Raw genomic sequence first — 12,659 nt, 5'->3', positions numbered from 1 at the left:
GTTAAAGAATTTTCGAGAATCGTATGTGTTTCACTGTTTAGTTATCAAGGTTCTTAACTCGCTGTCTCTCAGACAGCTTGTTTACTTTATCACATCCACCGAAGCTTGTCAAGCACTTTTTTCAAGTTTTTTTCGAAGCTTTTTTGATGTTTGTGCGTCGCTCTCAGGCGACTCGTTTACTCTATCACATCCTCACCGGATTGTCAACAACTTTTTTCGCTTTTTTCAAAACTTTTCAAATTGTTTGTTCAGAAGAAACAATTCTTCGTGACAGCTCAGTTAGAATAACACTTTCCAACCGGGCTGTCAACACATTTTTTAAAAAAAGTTAATTTATTTTTCCAATATCCTTTTTCCTTCTTTGACAGCAACCGCAATCGAAAGATCCGGCACATAATAAGGAATCAATGTTGCCTGCACTGCATGATAAAGATCCGGTTTGCCCGGCCATACAGTATTGCCCGGTACATTGTTACAATCCATCTGATGAAACCAGGAACCATTTTCGTGATCCAATACTTTTTCATCCAGATATTCCATAAATTCCGCATAAGCCTCTGCATATTTCTGCTTTCCTGTCACATGCCAGAGCACAGCAGATGTATTGATTGCCTCGGCAAGTACCCAGTGCATTCTGTCATGGACTACCGGTTTGCCATCCCAGTCTGTCGTATATACAATCCCCGGTGCACCATCCGCATTCCAGCCATCCTCTACAGCCCTGTCAAAAAGTTTCTCTGCAGCCTCAATATAAGAAGCTGTTTTTTCTTTCTCTTTCTTATAAATAGAAAGTGCCCACTGCGTGATCAGTCTCGCCCATTCCAGACCATGCCCCGGTGTTGCCCCATATGGTTTGAACTGATCCTCCGGATGAGCCTTGTTGCACTCCAGATCCGGTTTCCAGTCACTTGTATAATGTTCCGGGATCCGCCATTCGTTATCTGATGCCCAGCCAATCACACGTTTGATAATTCGCCCGCATCTCATCCGGTATTTTTCATCTCCCGTCACATCTGCTGCGGCCAGAAATGCTTCCACTGTATGCATATTGGCATTCAATCCTCTGTACGAATCCAGCTCAGTAAATTCTGTATTCCATGTATCACATGCCATTCCATCCTCTTCATTCCAGAAATAGCGGTCATATGTATCCAGTGCATCCTGCAGTAATTCTTCTCCCTTTGGATGTCCTGCAAGCGCAGCGTCTGAAGCAGCAAGGATCACAAATGCATGCACATAACAGAGTTTATTGTCCACATAGCCTCCATCAGGGGTAATAGAAGAATACCATCCACCGTTTTCTTTATCTTTCGCTGCACCACACAGCCCTTTTACCGCAGCATCGATCAGTTCCTCACTGCCTTCATGCCCCAGATATTTTCCGATCGTATAAACATGAGGCATCCTGCATGTCTCATATGTATCGCGGTTACGTGTTTTCCATGGAGTACCATCATCTCCAAGATAATAGCAGGTCCCGTCCGGTGCCGGGAAACGATGTCCAAAGTTCAGCAGATTTTCTCGTATCTCCTTCAGAAACATTTTATTTTCTTCTGTGTCGATCAAATATTTTTGCTCCATAATTCCCCTCCCACATTCTTTATTTTTTGTGTTATACTGGGTTCTGTGATATTATATCACATTATTATAGAAGAAAGAGGTCGTTATTTTGAATCCATCCAATACAACAAATGCGGATAATCCCCTGGGAATTGCGCCAGTCGGCAGTCTTCTTGCCAAATTTGCGATACCTGCGATCATCAGTATGCTGGTCAATGCACTTTATAATATCGTCGACCAGATTTTTATCGGCCAGGGTGTCGGAATGCTCGGAAACGCTGCGACAAACATCGCATTTCCGGTCACAACGATTTCAACTGCTGCCGCACTGCTCCTCGGTATCGGCGGCGCATCCAACTACAATCTCGAAATGGGCGCCGGCAAAGAGCACAAAGCAAGCGAAATTGCCGGAAGTGCACTGACAACGCTTGTCATCACCGGTGTATCGGTTGCCGCTATCATTTTACTTTTTTTGCATCCGCTGCTTGTTTTCTTCGGAGCGACAGACACAGTCATGCCTTATGCCACAGACTACGTAAGCATCATTGCCATCGGTCTTCCGTTTTTTACTTTATCCGTCGGTGGAAACCACCTTATCCGTGCCGACCGCAGTCCTACGTATTCCATGATGTGTACCCTGACCGGTGCAATTATCAATACGATTCTTGACCCATTATTTATTTTTGGTTTTAAATGGGGAATCAAAGGCGGTGCATGGGCAACCGTGATCGGGCAGGTTGTATCTGCAATCCTTGTCGTGATCTATTTTACAAAATTCCGTAAGATGTACCTTGACCGCAGCATGCTGAAGCCAAAGCTTAAACACCTGCGTGCAATCACTTCGCTCGGACTTGCATCCGGTATCAATCAGATTGCCATTGCGGCTGTACAGATTGTTATGAATAACATTCTCCGCTATTACGGTGCCGCTTCTGTCTATGGAAGTGACATTCCGATTGCCTGTGTCGGCATTGTTTCAAAAGTAAATATGGTATTTCTCGCAATCTGCATCGGAATCTCGCAGGGCGCACAGCCTATCTGGGGATTTAATTACGGAGCCAGAAAATATGACCGCGTGCGCCAGACATACCGCTATTCTGCAACTGCCTGCACGATCATTGCCACGATTTTTTTCCTTTGCTTCCAGCTTTTTCCACACCAGATCGTCGGAATGTTCGGTGGCGGAAGTGATCTGTATTTTAAATTCGCCGAAAAATATCTGCGGATTTTTATGCTCCTGACATTTGCCAACGGAATTCAGCCAATGTCTGCAGGATTTTTTACTTCTATAGGAAAGGCCACTCTCGGTATCATCATGTCATTAACAAGACAGGTAATCTTCCTGCTGCCACTCGTTGTAATCTTTCCGATGTTCATGGGAATCGATGGTGTCATGTATGCCGGACCGATTGCTGATACCGCGGCTTTTATACTTGCAGTCGTTTTTGCCAGAAAAGAGCTCGGTAAAATGAAAAACGCTTAACAGATATATTCTTCTATCTCTGTTATTCGATTTCCCCGGCGTTCTTTCCATATCATAAGATACAGTTTATAATCCAGGGAGTCACGCGCGATTGTGAAAGGTTCTTCACGTAAAATATCTGCGCGGATTCCTTGATTTTTTAGTTCTGACTGCCGCTTTTTTACTCTTGCAAGCACTTCCTGATAACCTTTTTCTAAAACCTCTCCCGGAAATCGCCTTTTATATCCTTTCGTTGCATCCTGAAGTTTGTGTGTCAGGCGATCCACAACCGCAGCATGTTTTGTTTTGTGAAGCATGGATGCGATTCTTTTTGCCCGGAATTTTGTCGGACGTTTCCGATATGTCTCCAGCATTTTTTCAAAATAAACATCTCTGCATTCCACAGCAAGTTTCTTCATATAAATAATGGCTTTTTCCGATGGGATCCAGGGATTTTCCCGTGGCACGATATACTTCTCCGGGACAGCCGGATAACAGCAGTAATTTAACGGAGGAAATTCCACAAGCACTGACAGTTCTTTTTCCTCTTCAGTGCAGTACTCTTCTCCAAGATAATCACGCTTGTCCCGCAAAATTGCCAGACGGTATTCCAACTGCCGGAGATACTCATATTTCTTCACCCAGAAATGACCGGTATATGCATATTCATATAGATGAACCTCCAGATCAAGGTCTTCAAAAAACAATGTCAGCACCGTAGCCCCCTGTCTGACGACCAGTACATACCCATCCGCCTGCCGGTTCATCGTGGCCTGTAGCTGTCCCTGATATTCACTGTGATATTCCCCCGTCATTCTGGCATTTCGAAAAACAAGAAAGCTTTCTACTGCATCGTTCATCAGATATACAAGTTTTATATCTGTACCATGCGTCTTTTCTTCTGATATCTGCCTTCGTTCTGCCTGCATATCTTCCGGAAAAATCAGCTCAAACTGATCCTGTTCCAGCAATTGTGCCAGCTTTTTCAATGTTTTTTCTGTCATTTTTCTCCTAACTGATCTGCCATTTCACATGGCTTCCGTTTTCATCTTTTGTGACGATCATCTGATCCTCTATCTCCTGTTTCAGTTCCGATACATGGGAAATAATTCCGATCAGCCTTGAACCTTCCGCCATTTCCTGAAGTACACGAACCGCCTGATTTCTGGAATGTTCATCAAGTGAACCAAAGCCCTCATCGATAAACATCATATCAAGATTGATTGCCGCCGAACTCTGCTTGATCTGATCTGCCATGCCAAGCGCAAGTGACAATGCCGCCATAAAGGATTCTCCGCCGGAAAGTGTACGTACTTCACGCTCTTTTCCTGTCACCGTGGAATACACCATCAGATCAAGACCTCTGTTTTTGCCCTCACCGGCTTTTTTGAGATCATACATCCGCAGTTCAAACTGTCCCGCCGACATTTCCTGAAAGCGTCGGTTTGCCGCATAAAGAATCCTCTCCAGATAATATCTCTGCACAAAAGTTTCCAGATCCATACGTGAACCACTGACATTTCCGGAGGTCATGCGGTACAGCGTATCTATTCTGGCATGCTCCTTTATGACTTCCTGGCGCTTCTCCATCCGCGCAGATAATGCAGTCAAAATCTCCCGATTGTCTTTGTAATCAGATTTTAACTGGCTATATCTTTTTTCTGCACTCTGATAAGCAGTTTCTGCTGCTTCCTTTTCTGCTTTTATCTTGTCAAGATCCGGTTTCTGCGCTTCGCCAATCGTCTCATTTGCTGCTTTTTTCTGCGCAATCGCTGCTGCTTTCGCTTCCCTGTACGCATTAACTGTATCTGTCAGTTCCTTTTCATCATCCCTGCTGTTTTCTTTCGCAAGCTGTTTCCACGCTTCCTCAGTCATCTGTTTCTCCTGCATAAAGTCCATATATGCAGCTTTTTTCACTGCAAAATTCTCCTCCTGCGCAGGTATTTCTTTCTGATATTTCGCGATCAGTGTCTCCGCATTTTGTTTCGCAGATGATGCTGCATCGAGTGCATCTGCTGCTCTTTTGTAGATTTTTTCTGATGCCTGCTTTGCAGTTTCTGCTTTTTCCAGTGTATCAGAAGCTTCTTTTTCTGATGCAAACTCGCAGGATGTGCGGAAACTGTTTAACTGTGCCGTATCTTCTGTAAGTTTTCTGGCAGCTTCTGTCTGAGTTGCCCGGCAAAGCTCGAGATTTTCTTTCAATATTTTACGCTGTTCATTTGCTCCCTGAAGAAGCTCGCGGATTTTTCGAAGTTTCTCTGCATCTTTTTTCAGTGTTTTCAGTGAAATATCTATAGAGTTTTTCCAGATTTTAAGTGCTTCATTCATTTCGGACAATCCGGCATCTTTCTGAATCTCCGAAATACTCTTTTGCATGCGGTTACGAAGTCTGCCAACCGCCTCCACAAAAGTCTCTTTTCTTGTCTCATACTCTGTCTTTGCCGCATGGGATTCATTGGCCGACTGCTCCTGTTTTACACGGAGGTTTTCCACATCTTGTGCCATTGTCTGGAGATTTTCGGGTGAGATATCCACATGATCCACCGCTCCTGCGAACGGATGTGGATGATCTGTCGAACCACATACCGGACAGGGAAATCCCGGTTTCAGATCCGCCGCAAGCATTCCTGCCTGCTCATTCAGAAACATCTGCCGCATATTCTCATAGCTGTCTTTAAGTTTCTGATATTCCTTACTGATTTCTGCATAAATATCCAGTTTTTTCTTTGCTTTTGCAAGGCTTTCTCCTGCCTGCTTCCGGATAACTGCCACCGCCTCCAGCTCCTGACAGAGGCTTTCTGCTTCCTGACTTCTGGCTTCCCACTGCGCCAGTATTTTATCTGTTTCCGTCAGCTTTTCGCTCTGTTTTTTCCATTCAGTTTCCTGTTTTTCATGATTTTCAAGCGCTGATTCTGCTTCTGCAAAATCCTTTTCTGCGTTCTCTGCCGCCTTCTTATCTGCTGTAACTTCTTTTTCTTTCTGCCCGATCGCATTCAGGATTTCACGAGATTTTCGCACTTTCTCGCTGATTGTACTGTATCTTTCTATTTCCTGATTATACTTTTGGCGCTCCATTTTTTCTGTCGTTTCTGCCACTTTCAGCGTTTCCAGAAGCTCCGGTATTTTTTCTTCCCATTCTTTCAAAGCCCGGACACTGTCTGTCCATGCCGTTTCTGCTTCATGATACTGGTTATATTTTTCTGCAATTTCATAAACCGCACGAATCTGCGCTGCCAGCTCTTTTGCACGGATCATTTCCGGTTCCTGTGCCTCATATCTTCGCAGATCTTCCTGCGCCTTTTCAAGCTGGGCGAACCATTTCAGAAGTTCTTCTGCTTTTGCAAGCTCCTCTCCCTTACCTGTTCGGGCACATTCCGACTCCTGATATGCCCTCTCTGCGTTCTCAAGTTCCTTCTTCATCCAGTCACAGAGTGCTTCTAATCTGTCCATAAAATCAGCAAGTCCTGCCATCTGTCCTTCTTCAATCTGTCTCTTCGACTGCTGCATTTCTTTTTGAAATTCATATGTTTCAGATATACGGATCCGAACAGCTTCCGTCTGACACTGCGTCTTTAAAATCGCAATTTCTTTATCTTTTTCCCGCTTGCGGTTACCCAGTTCTGTCACAATATTCTGATACATTTCTGTATTAAAAAGCTTCCGGAAAATGACCTTTTTGTCATCGGATTTCGCACGCAGAAGATCCATAAATTCCCCCTGCGCAATCATCGCAACCTGCATAAACTGACTCTTTGTAAGGCCCACAATTTCCCGCAATTTACTGTCCGCTTCTTTTGACGGATACTCCATTCCGTCCGGCATGATAAGGCTGACAGAACCTGTGATTTCGCGCTGCCCGCCCTTACCGGCTCCTCTTGTAATTGGCTTTAAATGACGCGGAACGCGACGTACTGTATAGATTTCACTGTCTGCGTTATTACCCTCCGAAAAGGTAAGCTCCACGAAAGGTTCTTTTGCAAAATCGACATACTGACTTTGCAAAACCACACCCTCTTTTTTGTTTGCAGAGGAACTTGCTTCACCATACAGCGCAAACACGATCGCATCAAAAATCGTTGTTTTTCCTGCTCCGGTATCGCCTGTAATAAGGAAAAGATTCTGATTTACTTTTTCAAAATCGATCAGGGTTTCCTCACCATAAGACCCAAATGCCTGCATTTTCAGTTTCAAAGGTTTCATGTTATTTCACCCCCTGAACAGTATGAAGTACATCCTGCAGAATCAACTTTTCTTCGTCATCGATCTCCTTCAGGAAAGAACAGCACAGTTCGTACGGATCCAGTAATTCTTCTTCCTGAATATTTCTGCTGTAATCTGCTTTTCGCTGATTTTCTCTGCGGATTTCAAGAAGATTCGGAAATGCCAGGCGGATTCTCTCCTGCATATCGATCACATCAAGATCAACTTTATCCGTCAGAATAACTGTCACATAATCCCCACTGGCTTCCCGTAATACTTCTTCCAGTGTCCCTTTTATGACTCTCACCTGATGCAGAGGTGTCAGTGGAAGAACCGTCATTTTTGTGCTTCCTTTTTCTTCCATTTCGACCATGACTACACCTTTTTGCTGCTGTGCCTCGCTTACGGAACAGGCAAGCGGTGTACCACAATAACGGTAAAATTCACTCCCGACTTTCATTGGTTTGTGGATGTGTCCGAGTGCTGCATAATCAAAATTTCCCAGCACATCCGCAGATACCTCATCAATATTTCCGACGGTGCGCATCTCAGAATCCATACGTTCAATTTCTTCTGCCTTTTTACCCGTCGGGAGATAAAACTGATGACTGACCAGCACATTTCTCTTGTTCTGATTGATGGTTTCACGATCGATAAGCCGATGCAATGTCTCATTATAAGAAAGATTATTTCCGTTTTTATCCGTACCTGTGATCTGTTTTACCATGGATGGTTTCACAAACGGAAGGAGGTAAAAATTCACCTCTCCGTACGCATCATTCAGTGTTACTTTTTCGATATATTCTGACTCTGTACGCGGCGGCTGTCCCACCATATAGATATTCTGCCCGGAAAGGACTTTGCGGAAACAGTTGACTCTCGGCGCACTGTCGTGGTTTCCGCTGATCATCATAATAACCGCATCCGGCACTGCTTCGGTGAGTCCGACCAGAAAACGGTCAAAAACCTCCACCGCCTCCGCTGACGGAACTGCCTTATCGTAAATGTCACCCGCAATTACCACCGCATCCGGCCGTTCCCTTCGCGCCAGTTCTGTAATTTCATCCAATATATATTCCTGATCTTCCCGAAGATCCCGGTTCATCAGTTTCAATCCTATATGCAGATCCGATAAATGAAAAAATTTCATAGACAGCTCCTTTTCAGTCAGTCTTTTTGCCTCTGCGTATATCATAACATTTCGATTGTTTGACTGCATCTTTTTCTTTTAAATTTATTATAGTATAATATTGGAAAATAGGATAAAATTTATAAAGGAGTGTGATAGATAGCGTGTCCAATATAAAAGACCAGGTTCTTAATAATGTCGAACAGATTGTGCCTGATCCTGATGAACAGGCAGCTATGGATGCCTATAAAAATGGTAATCCTGATTATCAGCCATCTGTTTCTCAGGAAGATTTGCTCAAAGAATTAAACTTAAAGCACAGCCTTTGAATAAAATTTCATTGGTTGTGCTTTAATGCAAACTATTTTTTCTTTCTGATTTGTTTTTTTTGCCTCTTTTTCAAGATTATAAACTCCTGTAATATTGTTCTGAGTTTTCCCCTTCATTGCACCACGAAGAGTGGTTGTTGCAATTTCTGCAACAACCACTTTCTCATCTAATTTTCCTTCTGTAAAAATGCATCCTGTACAATAACCTCTTTTACAATATTAGTCATTATTTTAGCTGCAATATCTATTTTTAACTGTAAACTTTTCTTTGTCCTCACAAAATTGTATAATAGAAGCAAGCATTTATTATTTCAGGCGGTTTTATTTATGAAACACAAAAAACTCCCGGTATTTTCAGCCGGAGCAAGGTACAGCACCAACTGCATATTATCTTTTTTATATCTCTCAGGAACGGACAGTCTGCCATAGAGTGATTTCATAAAGGAAAAATGTGCTTATGAAAGGAGTTGATCTTATGTCAAATATAGAAGCTGTTGGAGGTACACGATCATGAATGAGTATACCATCCTGCCACTGATCAATGCATCATTTCAGCCGGGTGAGGCGAAAAGGACGGTAGCCGATTTTGAAGACAGGGATTTTCAGAAAATTGCACGTGCTGAATATTATTATTTTACCGGGCAGGCGGAGAAATGCAGCCATATAGCAGAACGTTACCTGATGAGCCATAATATAAAGCTTAAGATGTCTTCCTGCCTGTTATATGTATATTCGAATCTGACACTTGGCAGAGCCGTGGCATCCAGAAAAGGGATACGGGAGATTCGGGAATGTCTTGAAAAAGAAATGAAATATTCTTCGTCTGCGGAGGATAAAGCAATTAGTGTATTTGCAGGATATATGTCTTCCGTACTTTTGCATCTTCCGGTAGATGAACTTCCGGATGTGGAATTTTATGCAGCAGCACTGCCTCCTGGAATTAAGATGTTTTCTGCCTATGTGATAGCTCATATGGCGTATTTGAAAGGGGAGTACGGCAGAGCGCTTGGAATTTGTGAGGCAGCATTCATGTTCAGGGACGGCACCTATCCGATTAGTATGATTTATCTGTATTGCATGATGGCAATGTGCCAGATGAATCTGAAACATCAGCAGAAAGCAAAAGACGCATTGATGCTGGCATGGAATATGGCGAAAGAAGACGAATTCCTGGAACCCTTTATTGAACATCATGGTTTGCTGCAGGGACTTCTGGAGTCATGTATCCGTAAGGAAGATTCAAAACTATATAACAAATTATCGGATAAGGTTATCAGTTTTAGCAGAGGATGGATGGCAATCCACAATCCAATGTCAGAGAATTTCGTAACAGATGCATTATCCACGGTGGAATTCTCGATTGCCATGCTGGCAAGCCGTGACTGGAATAACCAGGAAATTGCAGATTATCTGGGATTTTCACCCAATACGGTTAAAACTTATCTGAGCAGGATTTATGTGAAGCTGAATATAAAAAAGAGGGATGAACTGAAAAAGTATATGCTGAAATAGCAAAATATACTTTTTCGAGGTGAAACGGAGATTACACGGAAGCAGTCAACATGATAAAATCTTTATATACAGAAATTACCAACAAAATTCGATGTTTATTGGGAGGAAACTATATGAAAAAAGGATTTTTGAGCGTCCTGCTTACGCTGGGCATGGTGCTGATGATGCTGCCAACAACGGCATATGCGGATAGCACCTGGTGCGATACTTGTGGTAAATGGGTAACGGTACGCTATGAGTATGAATATAAAGACGCGCAATGGCATTGGAATCATACTTTTTGCCAGGAATGTGGTAAGAATACTTCGAATCCACGCGCTAAACATCAGTGGAGCGGAACGGCAACTTGCACAAGCGGAAGGATTTGCACAGTTTGCGGCGGAACATCTAACCCACTCGGACATGCTTACGAAAGCACCGTGACTATCGAACCCACCTGCACTACAGACGGTGTCCGCACTTATGTCTGCAAGAATGACAGCAGCCACACCTACACCGAGCCAATCCCTGCTGCAGGACACAACTACGAAAGCTCTGTGACGACAGAAGCCACCTGCACTACAAACGGCCTTCGTACCTATGTCTGCAAGAATGACAGCAGCCACACTTACACCGAGCCAATCCCTGCTGCAGGACACAACTACGAAAGCTCTGTGACGACAGAACCTACCTGCACTACAGACGGCGTTCGTACCTATGTCTGCAAGAATGACAGCAGTCACACCTACACAGAGCCTATCCCTGCTACAGGCCATAATCTTGAAAAGGTAGAAAAGAAAAACGCCGGCTGCACAGAAGATGGATATGAAACATACTGGAAGTGTAACACCTGCAAAAAGCTTTTCTCAGACGAAGCAGGAACCGTGGAAATCAGCAATCCGACAGCGATTAAAGCAACTGGTCATAATCTTGAAAAGGTAGAAAAGAAAGACGCCGGCTGCACTGAAGATGGATATGAAGCCTACTGGAAATGCCAGACCTGCAAAAAGCTTTTCTCAGACGAAGCAGGACCCATGGAAATCAGCAATCCGACAGCGATTAAAGCAACCGGTCATAATCTTGAAAAGGTAGAAAAGAAAGACGCCGGCTGCACTGAAGATGGATATGAAGCCTAATGGAAATGCCGGACCTGCAAAAAGGTTTTCTCAGACGAAGCAGGACCCATGGAAATCAGCAATCCGACAGCGATTAAAGCAACCGGTCATAATCTTGAAAAGGTAGAAAAGAAAGAATCTGGCTGCACAGAAGATGGATATGAAGCCTACTGGAGATGCCAGACCTGCAAAAAGCTTTTCTCAGACGCAGCCGGAACCGTGGAAATCAGCAATCCGACAGCGATTAAAGCAACCGGTCATAATCTTGAAAAGGTAGAAAAGAAAGACGCCGGCTGCACAAAAGATGGATACGAAGCCTACTGGAGATGCCAGACCTGCAAAAAGCTTTTCTCAGACGCAGCCGGAACCGTGGAAATCAGCAATCCGACAGCGATTAAAGCAACCGGTCATAATCTTGAAAAGGTAGAAAAGAAAGATGCCGGCTGCACAAAAGATGGATACGAAGCCTACTGGATATGCCAGACCTGCAAAAAGCTTTTCTCAGACGCAACTGGAACCGTGGAAATCAGCAATCCGACAGCGATTAAAGCAACCGGTCATAATCTTGAAAAAGTAGAAAAGAAAGACGCCGGCTGCATAGAAGATGGCCACGAAACCTACTGGAAGTGTAACACCTGCAAAAAGCTTTTCTCAGACGCAGCCGGAACCGTGGAAATCAGCAATCCGACAGCGATCAAAGCAACCGGTCATAATCTTGAAAAGGTAGAAAAGAAAGACGCCGGCTGCACAGAAGATGGCCACGAAACCTACTGGAAGTGTAACACCTGCAAAAAGCTTTTCTCAGACGCAGCCGGAACCGTGGAAATCAGCAATCCGACAGCGATCAAAGCAACCGGTCATAATCTTGAAAAGGTAGAAAAGAAAGACGCCGGCTGCACAGAAGATGGCCACGAAACCTACTGGAAGTGTAACACCTGCAAAAAGCTTTTCTCAGACGCAGCCGGAACCGTGGAAATCAGCAATCCGACAGCGATCAAAGCAACCGGTCATAATCTTGAAAAGGTAGAAAAGAAAGACGCCGGCTGCACAGAAGATGGCCACGAAACCTACTGGAAGTGTAACACCTGCAAAAAGCTTTTCTCAGACGCAGCCGGAACCGTGGAAATCAGCAATCCGACAGCGATCAAAGCAACCGGTCATAATCTTGAAAAGGTAGAAAAGAAAGACGCCGGCTGCACAGAAGATGGACACGAAACCTACTGGAAGTGTAACACCTGCAAAAAGCTTTTCTCAGACGCAGCCGGAACCGCGGAAATCAGCAATCCGACAGAGATTAAAGCAACTGGCCATAATCTTGAAAAGGTAGAAAAGAAAGACGCCGGCTGCACAGAAGATGGACACGAAACCTACTG

Annotated in this window: 10 protein-coding genes; 5 read left to right on the top strand and 5 right to left on the bottom strand. The window is 44.0% G+C overall.

Annotation, left to right across the window (positions count from 1 at the left end; genetic code table 11):
* Nucleotides 1-333: 333 nt before the first annotated feature.
* On the bottom strand, nucleotides 334-1,581 hold the full coding sequence (locus DWW86_RS14915; protein ID WP_117943860.1) for an AGE family epimerase/isomerase: 1,248 nt from the start codon (nucleotides 1,579-1,581) through the stop codon (nucleotides 334-336).
* 88 nt (nucleotides 1,582-1,669) lie between these two features.
* Here DWW86_RS14915 and DWW86_RS14910 point away from each other — a divergent pair, with 88 nt between their 5' ends.
* A complete protein-coding gene (locus DWW86_RS14910; protein WP_243008174.1) occupies nucleotides 1,670-3,043 on the top strand; it encodes an MATE family efflux transporter in 1,374 nt (457 codons plus the stop codon).
* Here the strand turns inward: DWW86_RS14910 and DWW86_RS14905 are convergent.
* Genes DWW86_RS14905 through DWW86_RS14895 form a run of 3 tightly spaced genes read right to left on the bottom strand, consistent with a single transcriptional unit; the run spans nucleotide 3,040 to nucleotide 8,372 of the window.
* The gene (locus tag DWW86_RS14905; protein ID WP_117943859.1) at nucleotides 3,040-4,026 is read right to left on the bottom strand and encodes a DUF3878 family protein; all 987 of its coding nucleotides are present in this window, start codon (nucleotides 4,024-4,026) and stop codon (nucleotides 3,040-3,042) included. The genes DWW86_RS14910 and DWW86_RS14905 overlap by 4 nt on opposite strands.
* 7 nt (nucleotides 4,027-4,033) lie before the next feature.
* Nucleotides 4,034-7,222: an AAA family ATPase gene (locus DWW86_RS14900; RefSeq protein ID WP_117943858.1), complete on the bottom strand. Its 3,189-nt coding sequence runs from the start codon at nucleotides 7,220-7,222 to the stop codon at nucleotides 4,034-4,036.
* Nucleotide 7,223: 1 nt separating this feature from the next.
* Nucleotides 7,224-8,372 carry an exonuclease SbcCD subunit D gene (locus DWW86_RS14895; protein WP_181985373.1) on the bottom strand — a complete coding sequence of 383 codons (1,149 nt, stop codon included), beginning with the start codon at nucleotides 8,370-8,372 and terminating at the stop codon, nucleotides 7,224-7,226.
* A 143-nt stretch (nucleotides 8,373-8,515) separates the two neighbouring features.
* Between DWW86_RS14895 and DWW86_RS17185 the strand changes: the two genes are divergently transcribed.
* Nucleotides 8,516-8,680, top strand: coding sequence for a hypothetical protein (locus DWW86_RS17185; protein ID WP_181985372.1), 165 nt, complete (start codon nucleotides 8,516-8,518; stop codon nucleotides 8,678-8,680).
* On the opposite strand, the gene DWW86_RS17180 is transcribed toward DWW86_RS17185, so the two are convergent.
* Nucleotides 8,663-8,839, bottom strand: a complete 177-nt coding sequence (locus tag DWW86_RS17180; RefSeq protein ID WP_181985371.1) for a hypothetical protein — start codon at nucleotides 8,837-8,839, stop codon at nucleotides 8,663-8,665. The genes DWW86_RS17185 and DWW86_RS17180 overlap by 18 nt on opposite strands.
* A gap of 351 nt (nucleotides 8,840-9,190) precedes the next feature.
* Here DWW86_RS17180 and DWW86_RS14890 point away from each other — a divergent pair, with 351 nt between their 5' ends.
* The 3 genes from DWW86_RS14890 to DWW86_RS14880 form a co-directional block, all read left to right on the top strand.
* Nucleotides 9,191-10,192: a response regulator transcription factor gene (locus DWW86_RS14890; RefSeq protein WP_117943856.1), complete on the top strand. Its 1,002-nt coding sequence runs from the start codon at nucleotides 9,191-9,193 to the stop codon at nucleotides 10,190-10,192.
* A gap of 113 nt (nucleotides 10,193-10,305) precedes the next feature.
* Nucleotides 10,306-11,307, top strand: a complete 1,002-nt coding sequence (locus tag DWW86_RS14885) for a hypothetical protein (protein ID WP_117943855.1) — start codon at nucleotides 10,306-10,308, stop codon at nucleotides 11,305-11,307.
* A 48-nt stretch (nucleotides 11,308-11,355) separates the two neighbouring features.
* A partial coding sequence (locus DWW86_RS14880) for a hypothetical protein (RefSeq protein WP_353652725.1) occupies nucleotides 11,356-12,659 on the top strand: 1,304 nt, incomplete at its 3' end.

This window comes from Ruminococcus sp. AF17-22AC, assembly GCF_003460065.1.
Classification (GTDB): domain Bacteria; phylum Bacillota; class Clostridia; order Lachnospirales; family Lachnospiraceae; genus Blautia_A.
Note: the sequence above shows the minus strand (reverse complement) of the source record. Positions and strands in the feature narration are given on the sequence as shown.

Coding starts and splice junctions, on each gene's coding strand:
- DWW86_RS14915 (WP_117943860.1), bottom strand. CDS start 1,581: ATGGAGCAAAAATATTTGATCGACACAGAAGAAAATAAAATGTTTCTG.
- DWW86_RS14905 (WP_117943859.1), bottom strand. CDS start 4,026: ATGACAGAAAAAACATTGAAAAAGCTGGCACAATTGCTGGAACAGGAT.
- DWW86_RS14900 (WP_117943858.1), bottom strand. CDS start 7,222: ATGAAACCTTTGAAACTGAAAATGCAGGCATTTGGGTCTTATGGTGAG.
- DWW86_RS14895 (WP_181985373.1), bottom strand. CDS start 8,372: ATGAAATTTTTTCATTTATCGGATCTGCATATAGGATTGAAACTGATG.
- DWW86_RS14890 (WP_117943856.1), top strand. CDS start 9,191: ATGAATGAGTATACCATCCTGCCACTGATCAATGCATCATTTCAGCCG.
- DWW86_RS14885 (WP_117943855.1), top strand. CDS start 10,306: ATGAAAAAAGGATTTTTGAGCGTCCTGCTTACGCTGGGCATGGTGCTG.